The following is a 24,906-nucleotide window of genomic DNA, read 5'->3' as shown; positions in this document are numbered from 1 at the left end:
TTAAACAAGCATATCTTTGCATTGGAAGAAGGCTTCGATGTCCGGCCATATTTATTTAAATTTTGCCGTATGAAAGGAGTTTATGATGAGCATGAGAAAAAGATTTAAATTCCCCACAGCATTTTCTATTTTGTTCTTCATATTGATTATTGCCGTCGGGCTCACTTGGATCATACCGGCGGGCTCTTATTCTAAATTGACTTATGATTCGGGTAATAATAATTTTGTCGTTAAAACCTATCAACAAGCAGACCGGCATCTTCCGGCGACCAAAGAATCGTTAGACAGTCTGAATATCAAGATCGACCTTAAAAACTTTACGGAAGGCACCATCCGGAAGCCGGTTGCGATTCCGAACTCTTACCAAAGGGTTGAACAAAATCCGAAAGGTTTGCAAGACATAGCAATCAGTATGGTTCACGGCACCATTGAAGCGGCGGATGTGATGGTGTTTATTTTTGTACTTGGCGGCATGATCGGTGTGATAAACAGAACCGGAGCATTCAATGCGGGACTTTCCGCCCTTGCCAAACGAACTAAAGGCAATGAATTTTTTATCGTTTTCAGTGTGTGCGTTTTGATGGCCATTGGTGGAACTACTTGCGGCATCGAAGAGGAAGCGGTTGCTTTTTATCCGATTCTTGTACCAGTTTTTTTAACGTTGGGCTATGACGCCATTGTTTGTGTCGGTGCGATTTTCTTAGCTTCCTCTATGGGAACGGCATTTTCTACCGTTAATCCGTTTTCAGTGGTCATTGCCTCCAATGCGGCAGGTATTCAGTTTACAGAAGGAATCGGATTCAGAGCCGTCGGATTGGTTTTAGGTACGGCGTGCGTAATTTCCTATCTTTACTGGTACTGTAAAAAACTCAAGGCAGATCCGACCTTTTCTTATACTTATACGGAAAGAGAAGAATTTGTCCAAAGTTATATTAAGCACGATGAGGCAAACCAAAATCTTGAATTCAGTACCAGAAGAAAAATTATCCTCAGTATTTTCTGCATTGCTTTTCCAATAATGATTTGGGGGGTGATGGCCGGAGGCTGGTGGTTCCCTGAAATGGCCGCATCATTTTTAACCCTTGCCATTATTATTATGTTTATTTCCAAGCTGTCCGAAGATGAAATCGTTAACGCCTTTACCAAAGGGGCATCGGAACTTGTTGCGGTATCGTTAATTATCGGCTTGGCCAGAGGGGTAAACTTGGTGCTGGAAGAAGGTATGGTTTCAGATACTATTTTGGCTTATTTGTCTGATCTTGTTGCCGGAATGCCAAGCAGCATATTTATTTTGGCTCAATTGGTTGTGTTTATTTTCCTCGGTTTGTTTGTGCCGTCTTCTTCCGGTTTGGCAGTACTTTCCATGCCGATTATGGCACCGCTTGCAGATGCCGTCGGCATCCCGAGACATATTGTGGTGTCGGCCTATAACTGGGGGCAATACGCGATGCTTTTTCTGGCTCCGACGGGATTGGTGTTGGTAACGTTACAAATGTTGCATATACCGTTTAATAAATGGGTGAAGTTTGTTTCACCTATGATTGGCGCTCTCCTGATAATCGGTTCGGTGTTGTTGCTTATTCAGGTTTATCTTTACACATAAGGGTATAAAAATTAAATAAATATTGAATGTAAAAGGGTACTTCGGTCTCGGCGGCCAAAGTAACCTTGCGGTTTGTGCAGTATTGTAAAAACAATCATTCATATTGATACGGAAAGGCGTTTGATGCCCGAATGTCTGTATGAACAAGAAGCATGGGAAAGAAGGAAAAACAAAACCGGAGCGGCAAGGGTTGAACAGTAAATATACTGTTTTGCCGGATTTTGATGTTCCGGTTCTTTTTTAAAGCAGAGTTTAAGTAAAGGGAATGTTTTATATTCGGAATGAAACTTATTACTTAAGTGTGCCGTATTGATGGGTATTCATAAAAACCGGTACCAATCTGTTAAAATAAGCACTTTTCCGATACCAAGCCGTTTCAATGAATATCGCCGTTAACAGAATCAATAAACTTTTACCTCAAACCCAATGCCGCGAATGCGGCTATCAAGGCTGTCTGCCTTATGCCGAAGCCTTGGCGGCGGGTGAGGCGGCGGTCAATCTGTGCGCGCCGGGGGGCGAGGAAGTGATGTTGGATATTGCGGGGCTGTTGGGCAAGGCACCGCTGGCTCCGACCAATATTCAGGAAAAGGCATTGGCGTGGATAGACGAAGCCGCCTGCATCGGTTGCACGGCCTGCATCCGCGCCTGCCCGGTTGATGCGATTATGGGTGCGTCCAAACAGATGCACACCGTTATCCGCAACGAATGCACGGGTTGCGGTTTGTGTGTGGCTCCTTGTCCGGTGGATTGCATCCATATGCAGCCGGTCGAAGTGGATTATCTGCCGTTGCTGCACGATTCGGAGCAGTGTGCCGAACCCCGCTTCGCCGCATCTGCCCATGCACTGCGGCGTTACGAGTGGCATGAAATCCGCAAACGGCGCGATGCCGACGAACGCCGCGCGTTGCTTGCCGAACGCGAAGCCGCCACCAAAGCACGTTTGCAAAGCCGAACCGCACAGCCTGCTTCGCCCAAGCCGGCGTTTAACCCCGCCGACCTGATTGCGCAAGCGATGGCGCGGGCGCAGGCACAGCAAACCCAGCGGGCAACTTCTGCCAACCGCGAGGCTTATCAGGCCAAACAGCTCGAAGAGGCGAAAGAACGCGCTACGTTCCGCCGCGCCCAGCGTGATTTGCGTTACGGCACGGAAGAAGAAAAAACCGCCGCACTGGCGTATCTGCGGGAATATAAAGCGGCTCAGGAAGCCAAAGCCGCCAAATAAATGGGTTGCGACAGAGTGAAGAGGCCGTCTGAATCATATTTTCAGACGGCCTCTTCGACAAATCGGGCAGGCTTAGAAGTTTTTGGTTAAAGAGATGCTTACTTCGTTCTGTTTGGAGTTATACAGCCAATCGATATTGCTGTTGATGCGGCGGTGTTTCAACGTCAATACCGGTTTCATGCCCGCTATTTTCCAACGATCCGCGCCGACGTTTAAGAAATAAGTCTGCTCGTTTTCGCGGCGGCGTTTTTCCAGTATGGCATTTTCCGCTTTATGGCTTCTGTGGCTGAACGTGGCGTTTAACGAGGTATCGAAACCGGCTGAAAACAGTTTTGCCATGCCTACGCGGGCGGAGGTTTGGCGGTAGGAGTCGGTATCGTCTTTCGTTTTGCGCTGCTGCCAGTCGAGGCCGACGTAAACCATGAGGTCGCCGCGCGGAATGTAAGAAAGGGTGTTGTATACGGAAACCAACGAGCCGTCGAGCAGGGTTTCTTTGTTGGCATAATCCAAATGTTTCCATTCCGCTTCGGTGTTCCACGACCAATTGTCGAGATCCATATTCCACTCGCCGCGCACGCCGTAGGCGCGATTGTTGGTTTTATTGCCTTTGCTGTTCCACTCGAACAGCGGGGCTACGGCCAAGGTATGGCGGGCGTTTTCAAATTGGTAGCCGGTGCTGATGCTGGCGGTATGTTCGTTGTAGGGCGTGTGGTTGCGGTAAACGCGCCCATAGCCTAAACCGCGCACGAATACGCCGTGGTGGCCGGTTACTTGCCAGCGTCTGACTGCGGCGGCTTCATACTTCATGCCGCCGGCTTCTATGGAAGGTTCGCCGGAAGCGCTGTCAAAACATTCGCCGTCGATTTCTAGCCGGCACACATATCCGTTGGAACCTTCGTTGATGTTGTCGTTCCATATCGCACCGATAGAAACCGAACCTTGCCAGCTTTCGCGCTCTTTCAGGGCTTCTTGGAACGAGGCGATGTTTTCTTTTACCGCTTCGGGCAGCGGCTCTTGCTGAAGTTTGACGAATTCGGATGTGGCTTCCCGATTCAGACGGCCTTCGTATAACAAACGCGCAAAATCAAGACGGCCGCGCAGAAAATCGGGCTGGCGTTTCAGCAGTGTTTCGTAATCGCGTTTGGCCGCGTTCCAGTTGCCGTCCGCACGGGCCAAAGCAGCTTGGGCGAAGAGGGCGATGTCGGGATCGTATTCGGATTGCCGCCGGTATTCCGCCAGCAGTTTGCGCACTTCGGGCCAGTTGCTGTGGTTGACGGCGATAAACAGGCGTTCGCCCACATCTTCTTCGCCGGGTTGAGCGGAAGGATCTAAAGCGGTGTCGGCCTGCGTTTCGTTTTCATGGACTTTCCGTTCCTGCCCTTGCACGGCCTGACGGGTGTTTTGCCATAGCCGTTGCGCGGTATTGTCTTCGGCAAAAGCGGAAAAACTGACGGCCAACCACAACCAAACTGATTTTTTTAACATAGGTGCCTGCTTACTGAAGTAAAAAGTTAAAGTTAAAAAATCAACAGTCAACAGCGTTGTCGATTACTTAAAAAAGGCCTGCGGGTGCAGGCCTTTTTTTCGTTAGACACTAATGTCCGCCGAATGTTTCATTATTTTTTCACGCCGCCGTAAGCGGTGTCGAGATGACGGTTGGTCTTGAACTTGGCTACGCCGGCCAGAGCGGAAGCTCCGTGTCCGAAGAAGTGGCCTTCGGTTTTACCGTAGTGGCCGTTGGCTCGTGCATGACCTTTAAAGGAGGCTTTATGAGGTTTGATATGCGCATGGATGTCCATGTGTACCGCAGAGTTTTTCATAGAGCCAACCAGTGTTTTCTGACCGAAGTCGGCACGCAATGTACCTGACATCAGGTTGCCGCCGCTGTAGTTGTTAATGCCTTTAACGGCATAAGTGGCTACACCGGAATGCGGAACGTAGGTTGCACGTTTGTCGCCGACATAGTAAACACCACGGTTAGTGCCTTTGGCATATTCTTTACCTACCCACTCGCCGAAGTAAACCTCCGAACCGCCGCTCTTAATGGTTTTGAAAGCATAGCGGCCCAAATGTTCGCCACTGTAGCGGTCTTTGGCGTGAATGGTTTTAACACCATTTCTGTCGGCACGGGCTGAATAATATTTCAGGTCTTTGTAATGGATGCCGGATCTTCTGGCGGCATTTTTCATTACTTTTTCACCTTCGGCTTCAGAAGCGGGTTTGCCCCATTTGTTTTTGTGTTTTTTGTAAGGTTTTACGTGGTCGTTGGGCACCCAGTAGCCATCTGCTTCGCCGTAACCGTAATTGCCGGCGTAGGCACCGGAAGCTAAGATAGCGGCTAAAATTGCTACGGTGGCTTTCTGCATATTAATTTTCATATCGAACTCCTTGATGATAACCGATAGGTAGTAGGAACAATAGGTAGCAGGCACGGTTGGGAAGGCGTTCATGCATCGGGAAAACATGTTGTGCTTAAATGCCTGCATACCTATTGTTTTCAGTTGTTATTCTAGGGAGCGTAACTTAGGTAAGAATTAGTAGATATTTAAATATTGCAAAGATTGAAAAGCAATCGTTTAATTTGAGGGAAGAAATAGAAGGGATACGCAATTTTGTTTCAATGATGAATGGAAATTTATAGGCGGTTTTCATTCGGGTGCTTTCGGAAGCCTTGCTAAAAGAGGGTTGGTGTAACCGGACGTTAAAATTTCGTGCTTTACAATTTCATAACAAAGAGGCCATCTGAATGCTTTCAGACGGCCTCTTCGCAACGGCACCGGGCCGGTTAGTTAATCGAATATCCTTGCAGGTATTGGCTGCGCTCGCGCGTCATGCGGGTGTCGCATTGAAGTTGCAGGTATTCGGCCTGCAAAGTGGTTTCCGCTTGGGCGGCTGCACGGCGGCAGTTGAGGTTTTTGTTTTGAATCCACTCGCGTTGTTCTTCCAGCAGCTCTCTTTGCACGGATTTGTCTATGGTGTTCCATATGCGGTTGATTTCATTGTTGGACGCTTGATTGTTGCTGCGTGCCTGCTCCAATTCGTTGGCCGAAAAACGGATATCGCTGGGGCGGGTTTCGGGCGTGAGCACTTCGGGAGCGGGAATATCCGGCAGAACGGATGCGACGGCTGCACTGGCGGCATTGTTTTCAAGAATGTCCAGCGGATCGATTTGGGGCGGTTCCGGGAGCGGCTGGCTCGGTTTCAGCGCATCTTCAAGGCTGACGGCTTGGCCGTTAATCATCAGCAGGCTTTTGATGCCGTAAGGCAATAGGGCGGTTGTGATGGTTTGTGCGGTGGCGGTGAGGGCGTTATCTTCGTAATTAACGGCGGTTTGCCCGTCGGCGGCGGAAGGCGTGTAACGCAAGGGGCGCGAGAATGTGCCTTTGTCGTGGGAAAGCGGGGTGCCGTTGATGCGGCTTTGCACTAATTTTTCGATAGAGCGTTCGCCGTAAAGCAGCGGGCTGTTGGTTTGGGCGGTATCGTAAATCTCGCCGGGAATCTTAATATTCAGATTGGCTTTGCATACCGGCGTGCCGTCATTGGTTTCCTGTACGGGATTCTCTAGAGAAATAGAGAGCTGGGTGGCTGCGGCAATGATTTTATCGGCATCGACAAATTGGCGGGTGTCGGAGCGGGCGAAGTTTTGCGCTTCCTGTTTGATGATTTCTTGAACGTTGATGCGGACGTTTTGAACAACGGCAGGGCTGTCGCAAAGCAGTTTGTTTTCGGGTTGGGGTTTTTCGTTACCGCAGGCACTCAAGGCCGAGGCAATCAGGGTTAAAGTGAGTAATTTTTTTAGCATAATACGCCTTTGGGCTGGTTGATGTGTTTCAGATGGCATCATAGCAAAAGCACCTGCGGCGGGTAAGGTGTCGCAGGTGCTTTTTAGTTTACTTGCCGTTTATTTGAGGAAGTTTACAAAACCGGTGAGAATGGCAACGTTGATCAAATCTACGAAAAACGCACCTACCATCGGCACAATCAGGAAAGCTTTATGGGAAGGGCCGAAACGTTCGGTAATCGACTGCATGTTGGCTACGGCGGTGGGTGTGGCACCCATACCGAAACCGCAATGGCCTGCCGACAATACCGCCGCGTCGTAGTCGCGACCCATAAACATATAAGTTACGAAAGTTGCATATAGCACCATTACAATAGTTTGCACAACCAAAATAATGGTTACGGGGCCGGCCAAACCGGAAAGCTCCCACAGTTTCAAGTTCAACAAGGCGATGGCCAGAAAGAGCGACAGTGAAGCATTGCCGAATACGTCGATGGCGCGGTCGAACATATTGAATTTGAAGATGGCGGTAAGGATGTTGCGCAAAATCACGCCGCCGCCCAAGGCCCAAACGAATTTGGGCAGGTCGTATAAGTATTCTTTATCGATGCCGTCCATAATTTCCGCAAAGGCTAAACATGCTGCGAACATGGCCAGCGTTTCGACAGCCGACGAAGCTGTGATCAAGCGGGTTTGAGCAGGATGTTCGAAAACATCGTCGGTATTTTGGGCGGTATTGTCGTCATGTTCCGTTGCTTTGATTGCCGCACCGTCCAACGGTTTGCGCCCCATTTTGTTAATCAGGCGACGGGCAACCGGACCGCCGATCAAGCCACCGGCAACCAAACCGAAAGTGGCACTGGCTAAACCCAAACCGGTGGCACCGGCCAAACCGTATTCTCTCTCAAACACAGGCCCCCACGCGCCTGCCGTACCGTGGCCGCCGGTTAAAGTAATCGAACCGGTAATCAGGCCGATAAGCGGGTTTTGCCCTAAAGCGGTTGCCAATCCTACGCCCACGGCGTTTTGGACGGCAATGTAGGTGCCGACGATAGCGGTGAAAACAATCAAGGGCAGGCCGCCGGCCTTCAGGCGGGAGAAGTCTGCACTTAAGCCGATGGAGATAAAGAAAATCAGCATAAATGCATCTTGCAGCGGTTTTTCAAATTTGAAGCTGACTCCGTAAGCGGCATGCAGGGCATACAGGATAATCGCGGCAACCAAGCCGCCGGCCACGGGTTCGGGAATATTGAAATTTTGCAAAAATCTGATTTTGTTGACCATGACTTTGCCGACCAGCAAAACAATGGTGGCGGCAATCAGGGTGTAATAGCTGTTAAAGACCCATTCCATAGTTTCTTCTTCCTAAAGTACCAAAACTTGTTTTTCTTCAATTGGCTATGCCGGTTGTATCTAACCGTATCAGGACCAAGCGAGAAATATTAGGGGAATAGTTAAGGTTTGTCAAAGATTGAATGTTTTTGATTTGTGAAACATTTTTCATCAAATAGGCAATGGAAAAAGGTGCTTTGTTTCACGGTGAGAACAAGGCGGAGCTACAAAGTAGTTCGTTGTAAGCAGGGGCGGCGGCATTAAAAAGGCCGTCTGAAAACAGGTTTTCAGACGGCCTCGCAGGAAAAGGGCCTCTATTTAGAGAGCGGCGCAGGTTGTTTCCACACGGTTGCCGTACGGATCGGTAAAGTTGAAGATGGCGCTGCCGTCTTTCTGATGCCATTCGGTACGGTTGCCGAACAAACCGCGGCTGCTGGTATAAAGCGAACCGGAACCCGAGCGGGCGATGTTCAGCACGGAACGTTTGTCGTCCAAGCGTAATTCGATGCGGTCGGAACCGAGGGGACGGACATTCACATACAAACCGTTGCGGCATTCGAAACGGGCGGCGCGGATGTTGCGCTCGCGGCGTTCTTTGCTGCGCTCGTCGCGGCGTTCGCGGCGGCGGTCGTGATCGTAACGGTCGCGGTCGTAGTGGTCGTCGCGGTCATAGCCGCGCTCATGGTGGCGTTCGCGCTCGTGATGGTGATCGTAGTCATAGGGAACCACACAGGCCGCGGTAGTCAAGGCTGCTGCAACGGATAAAATCAATGCGCTGGCTTTCATGGATATATTCCTTTTATAAAATATAAAAAACATCTACATATCGGCTTATGTGCCGGATGATATGCTAGTTACGGCGGCATTTTATGGCAATGCGGTTTAACGAGAATTTTCCTATCCGGCGGTAAGCTGTTGTTTTCTGCCGGACGGAATGAAAAATCATGCTAAAGGCCGTCTGAAACTTTTCAGACGGCCTTCGGCTTTTTATCGGATATGTAAACGGATGTCAGTTTTGCATAGCCAATTCCGTTTTAATTTTTTAGAATCGCCCTGTTGCCGGCAATTTGAAAACCAAAACATGAAAATCCGTACTAAAATTTGCGGCTTTACCCGCCCCGAAGATGCCCGCACCGCCGCCGCATTGGGCGTGGATGCGGTAGGGCTGGTGTTTTACGAGAAAAGCAAACGTTTCGTTACCGTCGAACAGGCGCGGAAAATCGTGGACGCGCTGCCGCCGTTCGTGAGCGTGGTGGCGTTGTTTGTGAACGAAACGGAAGCGCGTATCCGCGAAATTTTGGCGCAGGTGCCGATAGACGTGATTCAGTTTCACGGCGATGAAACGCCCGAGTTCTGCCGCCGGTTCGAGCGGCCTTACATTAAAGCGGTGCGGGTGCGGAGTGCGGAAGATATTCAGACGGCCTGCGGGCGGTTTCCCGACGCGCGCGCGGTATTGTTTGACGCGCATGTCGACGGCGAATACGGCGGCACGGGCAAGAGTTTCGACTGGCGCATGCTTTCCGGGCAATCGAACGACCGTTGGATACTTTCAGGCGGCCTCACTCCCGAAAATGTGGCGGAAGCTGTTAGAATCACAGGCGCGCAAATTGTTGACATTTCCAGCGGCGTGGAAAGCGTGGCCGGCGTAAAATCCGCCGAAAAAATGGCGGCGTTCATACAAAATGTGCGGCAGCCGTCAAAAATATAAACAAACGGAGCTTGGGTCGGGCACGCACCGGTAATGGCAATCTGCCGTTTTATCTTGTTTTCAGGCAGCCTTTCAGGATTTGCCGCAAGGCTTCGAGAGGCCGTCTGAAAAGCGATTTTCTTCAAAGGAACCTTTATGCAGAACTACAACTTCCCCAACGAGCAAGGCTTTTTCGGCGAACACGGCGGCGTGTACGTTTCCGAAACATTGATTCCCGCATTGCAAGAATTGGCCGCAGCCTACCGCGAAGCCAAAAACGATCCGGCGTTTTGGGAAGCCTTCCGCCACGATTTGAAACATTACGTCGGCCGTCCCAGCCCGGTTTACCATGCCACGCGACTGAGCGAAAAACTCGGCGGGGCGCAAATCTGGCTCAAGCGGGAAGACCTCAACCACACCGGTGCGCATAAAGTGAACAACACCATCGGTCAGGCGTTGCTGGCCAAGCGCATGGGCAAAAAACGCGTGATTGCCGAAACCGGAGCCGGCCAGCACGGTGTGGCGAGTGCTACGGTTGCCGCGCGTTTCGGTATGGAGTGCCACGTTTATATGGGTGCGGACGACATCCAACGCCAAGCACCGAACGTGTTCCGCATGAAACTGTTGGGGGCGAACGTGGTGAGTGTCGACAGTGGTTCGCGCACTTTGAAAGACGCCATGAACGAAGCCATGCGCGAGTGGGTGGCGCGGGTGGACGATACGTTCTACATCATCGGCACCGCCGCCGGCCCCGCGCCTTATCCCGAAATGGTGCGCGATTTCCAATGCGTGATCGGCAACGAAGCCAAAGAGCAGATGCAGGAAGCCATCGGCCGCCAGCCCGATGTGGCGGTGGCCTGCGTGGGCGGCGGCTCCAATGCCATCGGCTTGTTTTATCCTTATATCAAAGAGAGCGGCGTGCGTTTGGTCGGTGTGGAAGCGGGCGGGCTCGGTGTCGATACGCCGAATCATGCCGCTCCGATTACCAGCAAAGCCCCGATCGGCGTATTGCACGGTTTCCGCAGCTATCTGATGCAGAACGAGCACGGCCAAGTGGTCGGCACCCATTCCGTATCCGCCGGTTTGGACTACCCGGGCATCGGCCCCGAGCACAGCCATCTGGCCGACATCGGCCGCGTCGAATACCATGCCGCCAACGACGATGCCGCGCTGGAAGCCTTTGATTTGTTGTGCCGATACGAAGGCATTATTCCCGCGCTGGAAAGCAGCCACGCACTGGCGTGGGCAGTGGCCGAAGCGCCGAAAATGGGCAAAGACCAAGTGATTCTGGTGAATTTGTCCGGCCGCGGCGACAAAGACATCAATACCGTGGCGAAATTGAAAAATATCGAGTTGTAAGCATGTTTTCAGACGGCCTGTTACCGTTGTGAAATATCAAGTTTCACGGCGATAGCAGGCCGTCTGAAATTGATGGCAGGGGAAATGGCCGTTCGGACGGCATTCATACGGTTTGCGCTTTGCCGCTGCGTATGAATGCGGTGTGGGCGGCTATATTTTTTGGTCTGCGGGCACCAGCACGCTCATGCCGGGGCGGACGTTTTGCAAAGGCTGCACGGGGCGGGCTTTGATTTCGAAAGTGCGCATATCGAAGCCGTCGTTATTGCGGGTGGCGCGCCATGTGGCGTAGTCGGCAAGCACTTTGCTGGCAAACACTTTGAAGCGCACGGGCTGATCGCCCAAAGCGGGAATCGTGCCTTCGAATTCTTTGCCCAAGCCGAAGGCTTGCAAATGATCTTCGCGCACATTCAACACCAGCCATTGGTCTTTCAAATCCACCAACGTAACCACCGGCACGCCTTGCGGCACAACGGTGCCTTCTTCCGCCATTATGTCCGCCACTTGGCCTTTGATCGGGCTTTTCAGATTGGCTTCGGCCTGTGCGACTTCGGCTTCTTCCACTTTGGCGGCAACTTGTTTGGCTTGGGCTTCGGCAGCCTCTTTGTCTTCCGAGCGCGCGCCGGTTTTGGCCATGTCGTATTGTGCTTTGGCGGCGGCGGCCTGTTCGCGGCTGGCGATGTAGTTGGTGTAGGCTTCATCGCGTTTTTGGCGCGACATCAAGCCCTCGTCGGCCAAATTTTTCACACGGCGGTAAGTGGTTTCGGCAAGGTCGGCGGCAGCTTGGGCGCGTTTCCATTGCGCGCGCGCCATTTCGATTTCCTGCGGGCGCGCACCGTGTTCGGCTTTGCGCGCTACGGCTTCGGCGGCTTCCTGCGCGGCTTTGGCCTGTTTGATTTTGGCAGTGATTTCGGGGCTGTCCATCTCGATCAGTTGCGTGCCGGCTTCGATGTTTTCGCCTTCTTTCACGAAAATTTTGCTGATGCGGCCGGGCACTTTGGCGGCGATATCGGTTTCTTGCGCGTCCATCTGGCCTTGCAGCACCACGGGATCGGGTTTGGCGGCCAGCCACACGCCGTAGGCAACCGCGCACACGAGAATCAGCAGCACGAGAATCAAAGCGGCGGAGCGGTTTTTGTTTTTGCTTTCTGTCATGGATGTTCTTTCTTTTTCAGACGGCCTGTATTCAGAGCGGGGGCTTGCTTGCGGTTGTTTGTTGTTTTCAGACGGCCTTTGTAGTTTGAAGGCGGAGAGGCCGTCTGAAATTATTGCACGACACCGTTTTTCATAAACAGTTTCACATCGGCCTGATGTTCGTAATCGTGCAGCCGTTCGGGAATGCCGCTGCTTTCCAGCAGTTTGGCCAGCGACTGCACATAGTCGTTGGCGGCTTTGGCACGCTCGGTTTTGGCTTTGGTGAATTCGGTTTCGGCTTTCATCAGCTCCGCCACCGTGTTCACGCCTTCGCGCAAACCTGATTTTTTCAGGTGCAACACTTCTTTGGCCAGATTGACGTTGCTGCCGCGGCGGATGTATTCCGTGCGTGCGTTTTCGACGTTGCGCCAATTTTTTTCAACCAGCAGCATGATGTTTTCGCGCAGGTCTTCGTTGCTTTTTTCGGCTTGGATAATCTGTTGTGCCGAGGCGCGGCTCATGGCTTTGCGGTCGACTTGGCTGTAAAGCGTCCAGTGCAGGTTTACGCCCGCCATCCAACTGGCTTTGTTTTTGGTTTCGTAGGCGCCGAAGAGGTTGAGGTTGGGTTTGTAACGCGCTTGTCCGGCTTGATGCAGTGCTTCGGCCTGATGTTTTTTGGCGTTCACTTTGCTGAAGCCGGGGTGTTTTTCCAAGGCGAGCTGCTGGAAATGTGTCAGCGGTTCGATCGGTTTGGTCAGCAGGAAAATAGGCGTGGTTTGTTCGACGGGTGTTTCACGTCCGAGCAGGCGGCGCAGGGCGGTTTCGGCCAGCTCGGCATCGTGGTGCGCTTTTTCGGCATCGCGCTTGGCGTTTTCAAAAGCGGTCTGCGCTTCCAAACGCTCCACTTTGGCGATCAGGCCTTCTTCCAATGCGCGTTTGGCGGTGTAGTCGTAGCGCGCAATGGTGCGCACGGCCTGATCGTGCAAACCGGCGGCCATGCGTGCAAGCTGCGAGCCGAAATAGCGTTCGGCCAAGGTGCTGTTCAACTCGTTGGCGGTAAGCGAGGTGTCGGCTCCCGCTTCGTCGGCACGGGCTTTCAACAGATTTCGGGCGGCTTTCGAGGTGCCGCCGTTATACATAGGCCATACGGCGATTAAGGTGGCGTTGTGCGTGTTGCCTTTGGCATCGTAGGAAACTTCGTCGGGAATGTGGGCGGCAATGCGGTTGGTGACGGTGTCGAGTAAGGAAGATACGGAAGGATCCAATCCGCTCAAAATAGTGCTGCTGCGGGTGTTGTTCAGAGCCTGATGTTTGATGTCTCTGATGTCTGCTTCGCCGCGCACGCGGTATTTGATTGCGGTGGCATCCAAGGCCACGCTGGGGCCGCCCAATCCTTTTGCGGCTTCGCTCTGTAATTGCCGTACCGATTCAAACGCTTGTGCCGCTGCGATTTTGGGCGAATTGCGCATCAATTCCTGCCGGGCTTCCTGAAAACTCAACGTGCCGGTGCCGTCTTCGCTATTGGCTGCGGGCTGCGTGTCGGTTGCGGAAGGGGTTTCTTCCGCGACAACCGGCGGCATTTCGGCAGCGGCGAGAGGTGCGGCCAGCAAGGTTAAAAAAGCAAACGGTAAAAGCGGTTTTTTCATCATTGTTTACACGGTTAAATGCAGTAAAAGCCGCAATGCGGCTGAATATATAATATTGGAATTATAGAGTTGGCCCTTTTTTGCTTCAATAGAAGAAATAGTGCAGGGCATCTATCTTTAACAGTTAAACGAAATATGGATTCGGAATGTTCGGCGGCTTATGCTGTTCGGTGGTGATGCGGCCGCTGAAACTCAGACAAATGTTAAATGCATCCCGTTCCCTTCCGTGCGGCGGCCGCAGCAAAATTTTTTCAGACGGCCTGTTGGAAAGCCTGTGTCATAAGCATTTTATAGGCGCTTTTAAGAAAAAAACGGCGGAATCGTCGGGCGGGCGGAGAAGGGGAGGCACGATGTGGCGGGCGTTCTGTTTCCGGATGGGATACGGCACGGTATAAAACCGAACATACACAGTAATTTGAAAGCAGATGTGCCTTGTATTCCGTGTAAAAAATAGTAATAATGTTCCGGCTAAACCTTAAAGATAGCCCCGATCGTTGGTATGGTAGGACAAATTGACAGTTTTATTAAATGCGGCAACGCCGGTTTCGGAGCGCGGCACTTTTATTAAATGAATTTTGTTTCTCCAAGTTTCACAAATCCAAATCAAGAGAGCACGAAAAATGGCGTTAATCGTACAAAAATACGGCGGTACTTCGGTAGGTTCCGCCGAGCGTATTAAAAACGTCGCCAAACGTGTTGCCAAAACCCGCGCCGAAGGTCATGACGTGGTAGTGGTGGTTTCAGCCATGAGCGGCGAAACCAACCGTTTGGTAGCTTTGGCGCACGAAATGCAGGATTTCCCCGACCCGCGCGAGCTGGATGTGGTGTTGGCTACGGGCGAGCAGGTAACCATCGGCCTGTTGGCGATGGCTTTGAAGAATATCGGTGTCGACGCGAAAAGCTATACCGGTTGGCAGGTGGCCGTTAAAACCGACAACGCCCATACCAAAGCGCGCATTGAAGAAATCGATGATGAAGCCGTCCGTGCCGATTTGAAAGCCGGAAAAGTGGTGATTGTGGCGGGCTTTCAGGGTGTGAACGCCAACGGCGATATTTCCACGCTGGGCCGCGGCGGTTCCGATACTTCCGCCGTTGCGCTGGCCGCCGCTTTGAAAGCCGACGAGTGCCAGATTTATACCGATGTCGACGGCGTTTACACCACCGACCCGCGCGTGGTGCCGGAAGCCCGCCGCTTGGACACGGTTACTTTTGAAGAAATGCTGGAATTGGCGAGCTTGGGCTCGAAAGTTTTGCAGATTCGTTCGGTAGAATTCGCCGGTAAATATAAAGTCCGCCTGCGCGTGTTAAGCAGCTTGCAGGAAGGCGGCGACGGTACATTAATTACCTTTGAAGAGGACAACAACATGGAAAGAGCTGCCGTATCCGGTATCGCATTCGATAAAAACCAAGCCCGCATCAATGTGCGCGGCGTACCCGACAAACCCGGTGTGGCTTATCAGATTTTAGGCGCGGTAGCCGATGCCAATATCGAAGTGGATATGATTATTCAAAATGTAGGCGACGAAGGCACGACCGATTTTTCATTCACCGTGCCGCGCGGCGACTACAAACCGGTATTGGAGCTGCTTCGCGCAATGAGAGACAGCATCGGTGCCGCTGAAATCGATGGCGACGATACCGTATGTAAAGTTTCCATCGTCGGCTTGGGCATGCGTTCGCATGTGGGTGTGGCTTCCAAAATGTTCCGCACGCTGGCCGAAGAAGGCATCAACATCCAGATGATTTCGACTTCCGAAATCAAAGTTTCGGTGCTGATTGACGAGAAATACATGGAATTGGCCACCCGCGTATTGCATAAAGCTTTCGATTTGGGTTAAGCGCCGATATTGCAAAGAGGCCGTCTGAAAAAGTTTTTCAGACGGCCTCTTGTTTATGCTTCTTCGGGGGCTTGGTTCTGTATCCGGGCATGGGTATCGGCCAATTGTGCCAACACATCCGACCATGCCGTATCCATTTGGCGGCAGGCTTCGCCTTCGGCTTTGATGCTGAATTCGATGTGCGGCGGAATTTTTTCGCCGCTTTTACTTATCCAGCCCACGCTCGGCAGGCTGAAGGAACGAATGCCGCCGTATTTCTGTTCGACATCGCGCATAATCGGTGCAACGTGCGATTCGGGCACGCCGAACAACCACACCGAACGTTGCGCGCTTTCCGTTTGGTAGAAGCGGTCGGCATAGTAGGTATCCAACACCCACTCGGCCATCGGGTGCGCCATCACGGGAAAGCCCGGAAAGAAATAATGTTCGCGTATCGAAAAACCGGCGATTTTGTTATAGGGGTTGGGCACCAGATCGGCTCCGGCGGGAAAGTCGGCCATCAGCAGGCGTTGTTTGTGCGACGGGGAATCCAGCGAATCGCCGCGTTCGAGGGTGGTTTCTTCAATAAACGGCACGGCGGCGACATGGCGTTCGACCGGCAACCCCAACGCTTCGGCCGCGGCTTGGCGGGTGTGGTCGTCGGGCGTGGAGCCGATGCCGCCGGTAACAAAAGTCGGTAGGCCGTCTGAAAAGCTGCGGCGGAGCTGTTTGACCAGCAAATCGCGGTCGTCGGGCAAATATTGCACCTGACCGAGCTTTAATCCATGCCGTTCCAATAAAGCTTTGAAAAACGCAAAATGTTTGTCGGCACGGCTGCCCTGTAGAATTTCGTCGCCGATAATGATTAAGTTGAAGTAGATCATTGCGTATCCTGTAAAAAGTGTAATATATAAACGGCCCGGAAAACGGCTAGAAAGTAAACTTTAAAGCTGGACTAATCAACTGATTCATACAATAATGAATCGGTATTGGCAGTTAGTAAGGCCGTTAGGAAAATATCATTAAACAAAAGAAAGAAAAATAGGATCTTACATGAATCAAGACGAACATATTATTCTACAAAACCTGCCGATGAATCAAAAAGTCGGTATCGCTTTTTCAGGCGGCCTGGATACCTCGGCCGCTTTGTTGTGGATGAAATTGAGGGGCGCACAAACTTATGCCTACACCGCCAATTTAGGGCAGCCCGATGAAGACGATTATGAGGCAATTTCCCGAAAAGCCAAAGAGTATGGTGCCATTGAGGCACGTTTGATCGACTGCCGCAGCCAGCTTGCCCACGAAGGCATTACCGCCATCCAATGCGGAGCATTCCATATCAGAACCGCAGGCACGACTTATTTCAATACCACGCCTTTGGGTCGGGCCGTTACCGGCGTTATGCTGGTTTCCGCCATGAAAGAAGACGACGTTAATGTTTGGGGCGACGGTTCTACTTACAAAGGCAACGATATCGAACGTTTCTACCGTTACGGCCTGCTGACCAATCCCAACCTGCGTATCTACAAACCGTGGCTCGACCAAGCCTTTATCGACGAATTGGGCGGCCGTCAGGAAATGAGCGAGTTTCTGATTGCCAACGGTTACGACTATAAAATGTCGGCGGAAAAAGCCTATTCCACCGATTCGAACATGCTGGGAGCCACGCACGAAGCCAAAGATTTGGAGTTTTTAAACTGCGGCATCAACATTGTTAACCCGATTATGGGCGTGGCGTTTTGGGATGAAAATGTAGAAATCAAACCCGAAGAAGTGAGCGTACGCTTTGAAGAAGGCGTGCCGGTGGCGTTGAACGGCCGGGAATTCGCCAATCCGGTAGAGCTGTTTTTGGAAGTCAACCGTATCGGCGGCCGGCACGGTTTGGGCATGAGCGACCAAATCGAAAACCGTATTATCGAAGCCAAATCGCGCGGCATCTATGAAGCGCCGGGAATGGCGTTGCTGCACATTGCTTACGAGCGGTTGGTAACCAGTATCCATAACGAAGACACCATCGAACAATACCGCATCAACGGCTTGCGTTTGGGCCGCCTGCTTTATCAGGGCCGCTGGTTCGACCCGCAGGCATTGATATTGCGTGAGAGCGGCCAGCGTTGGGTGTCGAGAGCGATTACCGGTGAAGTTACGTTGGAATTGCGCCGCGGCAATGATTATTCGCTGCTGAATACGGAGTCTCCCAATCTGACTTACCATCCGCACCGCCTGAGTATGGAAAAAGTTGAAAATGCGGCATTCACGCCGGCCGACCGTATCGGCCAGCTTACCATGCGCAATCTGGATATTGCCGATACCCATGTTAAGTTGGGCTTGTACTCAAAAGCAGGGCTGTTGTCTAAGCATGTCGATTCGTTGCGTAACTGGGTAATGGTTGATAAAGCCGATAAATAATCCGCTTGCCCGGAATATAACGGAGGAGCCTGTGCATACGCATCAGGCTTCTTTTTTATTTGTTGCGAAAGTAAAAATGGAAGGCTGATTTCCAAGCCTGTCCGAATACAAGGAGGCCGTCTGAAAAGATTTTTCAGACGGCCTCTTGTTCTTTCATTCAAGCAAAAGAACTAACATATTTAAGCGTAGTGGCGTTCTTCACCTTTGCCGTCCACGTTTTCTGCACAGCGTTTGCAGATGGTGGGATGTTCGGCAACCGCGCCGATGTCGTCGGTGTAGTGCCAGCAGCGTTCGCATTTTTCGCCGCTGCTCACTTTGGCCGTTACCGCCAGCTCCTCGCCTTTGTGAACGGTGGCTTTGGACACCAGCAACACGAAACGCAATTCGTCGCCGAGCATTTTCAGGTAGCCCGCCAAATCTTCGGGGGCGGTAATATCGACTTCGGCCTGCAAAGAAGAACCGACGGTTTTATCGGTGCGCAACGGCTCGATGGCGGCGGTGGCCGCTTCGCGCACTTGGCGCACGGCTTGCCATTTTTTCACGAGTTCGGCTTCGCTCTTCTCGTTGATGGGCGGGAATTCGTGCCATGTGTGGAACAGCACGCTGTCTTCTTCGCCGCCGCCGATGATGTCCCACGCTTCTTCTGCGGTGAAGCAGAGAATCGGCGAAATCAGCAATACCAAGCTGCGGGTGATATGGTAAAGCGCGGTTTGTGCGCTGCGGCGGGCATGGCTGTCGGTGTGGATGGTGTAGAGGCGGTCTTTCAAAATATCGAGGTAGAACGCGCCCAAGTCTTCCGAACAGAAGCTCACGATGTCTTTCACGGCGAAGTGGAAGGCATAACGCGGGTAGTAATCGCCGGCCAAACGCTCTTGCAGTTGGCGTGCCAGAATCAAGGCGTAGCGGTCGATTTCCACCATTTGGTCTTGCGGTACGGCATGTTCGATGGGGCGGAAATCGCTCAGGTTGGCAAACAGGAAGCTCAAGGTGTTGCGGATGCGGCGGTAGCTTTCGGTAACGCGTTTGAGGATTTCTTTGGAAATCGCCAATTCGCCGCTGTAATCGGTAGAGGCCGTCCACAAGCGCAGGATGTCGGCACCGAATTCGTTATACACTTCTTGCGGAGCGACAACGTTGCCCAGCGATTTGGACATTTTTCTGCCGTTTTGATCCACCACAAAACCGTGCGTGAGCAGTTGTTTGTAAGGTGCGCGGCCCATTGATGCGCAGCCGGTGAGCATGGACGATTGGAACCAGCCGCGGTGCTGGTCGCTGCCTTCGAGGTAAAGGTCGGCAGGCCAAGCCAGCTCGTCGCGCTGTTTCAGCACGGAAAAGTGGGTGCTGCCGGAATCGAACCATACGTCCATAGTGTCTTTGAGTTTTTCGTATTGTTCGGCTTCCGCGCCCAAAAGTTCGGCGGCATCCAGCGAAAACCATGCTTCGATGCCTTTTTCTTCGATGCGTTTGGCCACTTCTTCCAAAAGCTCGGCGGAACGCGGGTGCAGTTCGCCGGTTTCTTTGTGAACGAAGAAGGTCATCGGCGTGCCCCAATAGCGTTGGCGCGACACTACCCAGTCGGGGCGGCCTTCAATCATGGCTTGCAGGCGGGCGCGGCCCCATGAGGGGAAGAATTCGGTATCGTCCACGGCTTTGAGCGCGTTGTTGCGCAGGTTTTTGCCGCTGGCTCCGGCTTTGTCCATGCCGATAAACCATTGGCCGGTGGCGCGGTAAATCAGCGGGGTTTTGTGCCGCCAGCAATGGGCGTAGCTGTGTTCGATTTTGGCGTGGGAAAGCAGTCTGTTTTCTTCTTGCAGCCATTCGATAATCACGGCGTTGGCTTCCCAAACGGTTAAGCCGGCCACGCGCGGCACGTCGCTGCGGTAGCGGCCTTCGCTGTTAACGGGGTTGTCGAGCGTGATGCTGTATTTCAGGCAGACAAAATAGTCTTCCAAACCGTGCGAAGGTGCGGTGTGAACCAAGCCGGTACCGGCATCGGTGGTAACGTGTTCGCCGTTGAGCATGGGGATGTCGCGCTCTAAAAACGGATGGCTCATGTGCAGGTTTTCGAGCTTGTCGCCGGTGGTTTCGGCCAGCACTCGGGTTTGGCCGTCTGAAAAGCCGTAGCGTTTCAAAGCGTCTTCGGCCAAATCTTTGGCGAGTACGAGTTTGCCTTTGGGCGTGTCGATTAATTGGTAAACCACTTCCGCGCCCGCGCTGACGGCTTGGCTGGCGGGCAATGTCCACGGCGTGGTTGTCCAAATCACGGCAAAGGCTTCTCCGTCGAGGGTACCCAAACCGAAGGCTTGGGCAAGGGCGGCGTTGTCTTTGAACGGATAGGCTACGTCGATAGCGGGCGATACTTTGTCTTTGTATTCCACTTCGGCTTCGGCCAGCGAAGAGCCGCAGTCCAAGCAGAACTGTACGGGTTTTTCGCCGCGGTAGAGGTAGCCGGCTTTGTAGATTTCGCCGAGGGTACGCACGGTGTCGGCTTCGGTTTTGAAATCCATGGTCAGGTAAGGCTTGCCCCAATCGCCGAGTACGCCTAAGCGGATGAAGTCTTTTTTCTGGCGGGCAATCTGTTCGGCGGCATATTCGCGGCACAGTTCGCGGAACTTGGCATCGGGCATGTTTTTGCCGTGCAGTTTTTCCACCATCACTTCAATCGGCAGGCCGTGGCAGTCCCAGCCCGGCACATAGGGCGCGTCGAAACCGGCCAGCGTTTTGCTGCGGATGATGATGTCTTTGAGGATTTTGTTGACGGCATGACCGATGTGGATGTCGCCGTTGGCATAGGGCGGGCCGTCGTGCAGAATGAATTTCGGGCGGCCTTGTGCTTTTTGGCGCAGTTTTTGGTAGCGTTGCTGCTCCTGCCAATCTTTTACCCACGCCGGTTCGCGCTTGGCAAGGTTGCCGCGCATGGGAAAAGGTGATTCGTGAAGATTGACGGTTTTACTGTAATCGGTCATGGTTGTCTCGGTTGTATCTATTTATATAGCAGTGATTCAAGCGGCTTTGGCGAAACCCGCACAGCCCGCTTTCAGACGGCCTGTTTTCTGGCCTAAAAAATTACTTCATTTTATAAGGCTTTGTGCAGTCTGAAAAGTACAACAGCCTTTGAAAAGCCGGGTAAATGAAGGTTAAACGTTACAATCTTAATGTCTGACAGATGATATTGGAGCTGAACGACTGTTAGTATGTGTATGTAGCCGGCCTTCGGACGGCTCGATATCTATGACTTCAATGAAAAGGAATATTTGATGAAATTTATAAAAATGCTTACCCCTGTGGCTGTCGCGTTGATGTTGGCTGCTTGCGCTACCGAGAGCCATACCCACCACCATGATCACAACCACGGTCATGACCACAGCCACTCAGCTGCGTCCGGTTTCAGCTGCCAAAACGGCTTTACCGTAAATGTCAACCGTATCGGCACTGACCGTATTTCTTTGGAGTATGGCTTGGATGACAAACGTTACAATGCCACTCTGTCAAGTTCCGTTTCAGGCTCGGGTGAACGCTATGTTTCCGGCGATAAGAAAACCGAATGGCACGAAAAAGGCGGCCAAGCTTTCTTGTCATTTACCGACCGCTACGGCAATGTAACCGAAACTTCTTGTCAAGCCCAATAATTTATTTTCTTTCCGAAGATTAAAAATTGTCCGACGGTTTTTGGATTAAACTGCTGAAAAAGGACGATTTGATTGTTTCTTTATAGACCCGATTTCTGTGTTTTACAGAAATCGGGTTTTTGGTCTGGGTGCTTGGTTTTCAAGGTTCAGTTTGTTTTCAGACGGCCTCGTAATATATCAAGCATTATTCGCTAACGGTTTTCCGAATCAGCTTTTCTGCATTGGCCAATGTGTTTTCCACATCGCGGTATTCAATGCGGCTGTCGCGGATAAGGGTACGAACATCGGTAAATACGGCTTTTACTTCCCCGTTGGTTTCGGTTACCAGTACGCGCATGGGCAGCTGCAGGGCGAATTCAGGGTCTTTCAACATCAGCGGCGTGCCTATTTTCGGTTGGCCGAACACAATGACTTTGGCCGGTTGCATGGTCAGACCGTATTTTTGCGCTGCGGCTTGGTGGTCGATAACGGTAAATACAACCATGCCTTTGGCTTTGATAGTGTTTTCCAGACGGGAAACGGTTTCGTTAAAGGTGTAACGGCTGGCTACGGAATGGGTGGCGGGTACGGATGAATCGGCGTGTTTGTCTGCATTCGGAGTGTGCATGCAAGCTGCCAGAGTAGCGGCGGCGATCAGGTAAAGGGCTGTTTTCAAAGGTTTCATAACGTCTCCTTTTGGGGCGAATGTTAGAAAGGCATGAGGTGGAACGGTAAAAAGCCAAATAAAAAGCAGGCTTATGTAAACCTGTTTTTTTATTGAATACACATTTAGACGTTTATTTAGACGTTTAGGCCGTCTGAAACTTACAAATCACTCAAAATTTAATACGGCGGAAGTATAGACGTTTTGCACATCGTCCAAGTCTTCCAGCGCATCAATCAGCTTCTGCATTTTTTCGGCATCTTCGCCGCCCAATTCGGTTTCGTTTTGGGCGCGCATGGTAACGTCGCCGTCTTCCGATTTGAAACCTGCCGTTTCGAGTGCGGCTTTTACGCCCGCCCAATCGTTGGGAGCGGTAATGACTTCGATTGAACCGTCGTCATTGGTTACTACGTCTTCCGCACCGGCTTCGAGGGCTGCTTCCATTAATGCGTCTTCGTCTACGCCCGGGGCGAACAGCAGATAGCCTTGATGCACGAAGTTGAAAGCTACGCAGCCGTCGGTGCCGAGGTTGCCGCCGTTTTTGTTGAACGCGTGGCGCACGTCGGCAACGGTACGGGTTTTGTTGTCGGTCAGGCAGTCCACCATCAAGGCGGCACCGCCGATACCATAGCCTTCGTAGCGCAGTTCGACGTATTCCGCGCCTTCCAAATTGCCCGTGCCTTTGTCGATAGCGCGCTGCACGTTGTCTTTGGGCATGTTGTTGTCGAATGCTTTGTCCATTGCCAAGCGCAGGCGGGGATTGGATGCGGGATCGCCGCCGCCCATTTTGGCTGCTACGGTGATTTCTTTAATCAGACGGGTGAAAATCTTGCCGCGTTTGGCATCTTGACGTTCTTTTTTGTGGCGGATATTCGCCCACTTGCTATGGCCTGCCATATTGTTTTTCCTTTCAATGCCGCTCCTGCGGTAAACAGGGCGGGCGGGTAATTTTGATGCGTGCATTTTAGCACAAAAGGTTTGGGGTTGAATGCAGCGCACGGCCGTCTGAAAAGTTTTCAGACGGCCTGTGAGGGCGGATGGGCCGATACTGATGGTAAAGCGGGGGAGACTGTTATAAATCAAGCTTTGCCGGATGGTGTCGCAGAGGAGTCAATTTAAGGTATGATTGCTTCCTTTTCTGCTGTAAGCGGAAAAGGCAATGTGATTAGCTGTTTTATGTATTGCGGAGATGAAAAGCATGGAAGAGATGTTGTCCTCGGTAGTGAATGCTGTCAATTCAGTGTTGTGGGATTATCTTTTGATTTATGCCTTGTTGGGCATCGGCTTGTTTTTTACCGTGTATCTCGGAGCACCGCAGATTACCAAATTCGGTACGGCGATGAAAATGGTGTTCGGCGGATTGTTTAAAAAGCAAGACGGGGAAAAAGACCACAAATCGCTGTCGCAGTTCCAAGCGCTGGCGGTGGCGGTGTCGGCACAGATCGGTACGGGCAATGTGGCGGGCGTGGCCACGGCGATTACGGCCGGCGGGCCGGGGGCGATTTTCTGGATGTGGCTCTCGGCATTGCTCGGCATGTCGACTATTTTTTCCGAAGCGGTGCTGGCGCAGAAATACCGCATCGTCAGCCACGGCAAATATATCGGCGGCCCTGCGTTTTACATCTCACGCGGGCTGCCGTCGAAAATCGGTTCTTCCGCGGCCAAAGTGCTGGCCGGGATTTTCTCGGTGGCGATTATTCTGGCACTCGGTTTTATCGGCAATGCAACGCAGGCAAACTCGATTGCTTCGGCGGTAACGGTGGCGTTTGACATTCCGTCGTTGGCGGTGGGAATCATGCTGGCTGTTTTGGCAGGCATGATCATCATGGGCGGCGTAACCCGTATTGCCAAAGTTACCCAATTGGTCGTGCCGTTTATGGCGATAGTGTATATTTTGTGCGCGATTGTGATTTTATTCCGCTTTTCAAACCATATCGTGCCGATGATCCAGCATATTTTTACGGCGGCGTTCAGCCCTGCCGCATTGGGCGGCGGCTTGGCCGGTATTGGTATGCGTGAAGCCGTTCGTTACGGTGTGGCGCGCGGTTTGTTTTCCAATGAGGCGGGTATGGGCTCCACTCCGCATGCCCATGCCACCGCCGATGTGAAACATCCCGTTCAGCAGGGGATGGCGGCTTTTGTAGGGGTGTTTATCGACACGATTCTGGTGTGCACCGCCACGGCGTTGATTATTTTGCTTACCGATGCCAACCTGCTCGGCTTGAAAGGCGCGGCGGTTACGCAGGAAGCCTTCAATATTGCATTCGGCAGCTTCGGCCAAAAACTACTGGCCGTTTGTTTGACTTTCTTTGCGTTTACCACCATTATCGGCTGGTATTATTTCGGCGAATCGAATATCCGCTATCTGTTTAAAAACAAATACCTGAGCGTATATCGCCTGCTGGTGCTGGCGGCGATAGTGCTCGGCACGCTGGGCAAGGTGGATTTGGTTTGGAATATGTCGGATATGTTCAACGGCTTTATGGTGGTGCCGAACTTGATTGCGCTGTTTTTATTGCGTAAGGAAGTGCGGGAAGTGTTTGACGATTATCTGCGTCAGAAAAAAGCAGGGCAGGAATTGTCTTACCCTTATCAAGAGCATCTATAAAGCGGTCATTATCGAAAGGGTGCATTCATCTTTTATTTG

Annotated in this window: 19 protein-coding genes; 8 read left to right on the top strand and 11 right to left on the bottom strand. The window is 52.0% G+C overall.

All coding sequences use genetic code 11. The features are described 5' to 3' along the window. Positions 1 to 82: 82 nt before the first annotated feature. Positions 83 to 1,603: a YfcC family protein gene (locus Q0X97_RS08110; protein ID WP_302066831.1), complete on the top strand. Its 1,521-nt coding sequence runs from the start codon at positions 83 to 85 to the stop codon at positions 1,601 to 1,603. Between the two features lie 379 nt (positions 1,604 to 1,982). Next, complete coding sequence (locus tag Q0X97_RS08105; RefSeq protein WP_302066830.1) at positions 1,983 to 2,825, top strand: RnfABCDGE type electron transport complex subunit B; 843 nt, start codon at positions 1,983 to 1,985, stop codon at positions 2,823 to 2,825. Positions 2,826 to 2,897: 72 nt separating this feature from the next. Here Q0X97_RS08105 and Q0X97_RS08100 read toward each other — a convergent pair whose 3' ends face one another. The 5 genes from Q0X97_RS08100 to Q0X97_RS08080 form a co-directional block, all read right to left on the bottom strand. After that, positions 2,898 to 4,310: a surface lipoprotein assembly modifier gene (locus Q0X97_RS08100; RefSeq protein ID WP_302066829.1), complete on the bottom strand. Its 1,413-nt coding sequence runs from the start codon at positions 4,308 to 4,310 to the stop codon at positions 2,898 to 2,900. 131 nt (positions 4,311 to 4,441) lie between these two features. After that, entirely contained in the window at positions 4,442 to 5,203 is a 762-nt protein-coding gene (locus Q0X97_RS08095; protein ID WP_302066828.1) for a Slam-dependent surface lipoprotein, read from the bottom strand. A 407-nt stretch (positions 5,204 to 5,610) separates the two neighbouring features. Continuing rightward, complete coding sequence (locus Q0X97_RS08090) at positions 5,611 to 6,627, bottom strand: lysozyme inhibitor LprI family protein (protein ID WP_302066827.1); 1,017 nt, start codon at positions 6,625 to 6,627, stop codon at positions 5,611 to 5,613. Between the two features lie 99 nt (positions 6,628 to 6,726). Then, positions 6,727 to 7,959, bottom strand: a complete 1,233-nt coding sequence (gltS, locus tag Q0X97_RS08085) for a sodium/glutamate symporter (protein ID WP_302066826.1) — start codon at positions 7,957 to 7,959, stop codon at positions 6,727 to 6,729. A 297-nt stretch (positions 7,960 to 8,256) separates the two neighbouring features. Then, entirely contained in the window at positions 8,257 to 8,724 is a 468-nt protein-coding gene (locus Q0X97_RS08080) for an MliC family protein (RefSeq protein ID WP_302066825.1), read from the bottom strand. A gap of 295 nt (positions 8,725 to 9,019) precedes the next feature. Here Q0X97_RS08080 and Q0X97_RS08075 point away from each other — a divergent pair, with 295 nt between their 5' ends. Both Q0X97_RS08075 and trpB read left to right on the top strand, forming a co-directional pair. After that, complete coding sequence (locus tag Q0X97_RS08075; RefSeq protein WP_302066824.1) at positions 9,020 to 9,646, top strand: phosphoribosylanthranilate isomerase; 627 nt, start codon at positions 9,020 to 9,022, stop codon at positions 9,644 to 9,646. 135 nt (positions 9,647 to 9,781) lie between these two features. Continuing rightward, positions 9,782 to 10,984, top strand: a complete 1,203-nt coding sequence (trpB, locus tag Q0X97_RS08070) for a tryptophan synthase subunit beta (protein WP_302066823.1) — start codon at positions 9,782 to 9,784, stop codon at positions 10,982 to 10,984. Positions 10,985 to 11,134: 150 nt separating this feature from the next. Here the strand turns inward: trpB and Q0X97_RS08065 are convergent, their stop codons facing one another. Next, positions 11,135 to 12,136, bottom strand: a complete 1,002-nt coding sequence (locus Q0X97_RS08065) for an HlyD family secretion protein (protein WP_302066822.1) — start codon at positions 12,134 to 12,136, stop codon at positions 11,135 to 11,137. Positions 12,137 to 12,246: 110 nt separating this feature from the next. Continuing rightward, positions 12,247 to 13,764 carry a TolC family protein gene (locus Q0X97_RS08060; protein ID WP_302066821.1) on the bottom strand — a complete coding sequence of 506 codons (1,518 nt, stop codon included), beginning with the start codon at positions 13,762 to 13,764 and terminating at the stop codon, positions 12,247 to 12,249. 617 nt (positions 13,765 to 14,381) lie between these two features. Here Q0X97_RS08060 and Q0X97_RS08055 point away from each other — a divergent pair. Then, positions 14,382 to 15,599, top strand: coding sequence for an aspartate kinase (locus Q0X97_RS08055; protein WP_302066820.1), 1,218 nt, complete (start codon positions 14,382 to 14,384; stop codon positions 15,597 to 15,599). 53 nt (positions 15,600 to 15,652) lie between these two features. Here Q0X97_RS08055 and Q0X97_RS08050 read toward each other — a convergent pair whose 3' ends face one another. Next, positions 15,653 to 16,462 carry a molybdopterin-binding protein gene (locus Q0X97_RS08050; protein ID WP_302067703.1) on the bottom strand — a complete coding sequence of 270 codons (810 nt, stop codon included), beginning with the start codon at positions 16,460 to 16,462 and terminating at the stop codon, positions 15,653 to 15,655. A gap of 169 nt (positions 16,463 to 16,631) precedes the next feature. Between Q0X97_RS08050 and argG the strand changes: the two genes are divergently transcribed. Further along, a complete protein-coding gene (gene argG / locus Q0X97_RS08045; protein ID WP_302066818.1) occupies positions 16,632 to 17,987 on the top strand; it encodes an argininosuccinate synthase in 1,356 nt (451 codons plus the stop codon). Between the two features lie 179 nt (positions 17,988 to 18,166). On the opposite strand, the gene ileS is transcribed toward argG, so the two are convergent. Beyond that, entirely contained in the window at positions 18,167 to 20,953 is a 2,787-nt protein-coding gene (gene ileS, locus Q0X97_RS08040; protein ID WP_302066817.1) for an isoleucine--tRNA ligase, read from the bottom strand. Between the two features lie 291 nt (positions 20,954 to 21,244). Between ileS and Q0X97_RS08035 the strand changes: the two genes are divergently transcribed. Beyond that, positions 21,245 to 21,616: an MliC family protein gene (locus Q0X97_RS08035; RefSeq protein WP_302066816.1), complete on the top strand. Its 372-nt coding sequence runs from the start codon at positions 21,245 to 21,247 to the stop codon at positions 21,614 to 21,616. Positions 21,617 to 21,800: 184 nt separating this feature from the next. Here the strand turns inward: Q0X97_RS08035 and Q0X97_RS08030 are convergent, their stop codons facing one another. Continuing rightward, positions 21,801 to 22,223, bottom strand: coding sequence for a DUF302 domain-containing protein (locus tag Q0X97_RS08030; RefSeq protein ID WP_302066912.1), 423 nt, complete (start codon positions 22,221 to 22,223; stop codon positions 21,801 to 21,803). Between the two features lie 204 nt (positions 22,224 to 22,427). Continuing rightward, positions 22,428 to 23,156: a YebC/PmpR family DNA-binding transcriptional regulator gene (locus Q0X97_RS08025; protein ID WP_302066911.1), complete on the bottom strand. Its 729-nt coding sequence runs from the start codon at positions 23,154 to 23,156 to the stop codon at positions 22,428 to 22,430. Positions 23,157 to 23,457: 301 nt separating this feature from the next. On the opposite strand from Q0X97_RS08025, the gene Q0X97_RS08020 reads away from it, so the two are divergent. Then, complete coding sequence (locus tag Q0X97_RS08020) at positions 23,458 to 24,867, top strand: sodium:alanine symporter family protein (RefSeq protein WP_302066815.1); 1,410 nt, start codon at positions 23,458 to 23,460, stop codon at positions 24,865 to 24,867. Positions 24,868 to 24,906 lie beyond the last annotated feature (39 nt).

Source organism: Neisseria sp. MVDL19-042950 (genome assembly GCF_030504625.1).
Classification (GTDB): Bacteria; Pseudomonadota; Gammaproteobacteria; order Burkholderiales; family Neisseriaceae; genus Neisseria.
The sequence above is the reverse complement of the archived record's forward strand: the minus strand, read 5'-3'. Positions and strand labels throughout refer to the sequence as shown.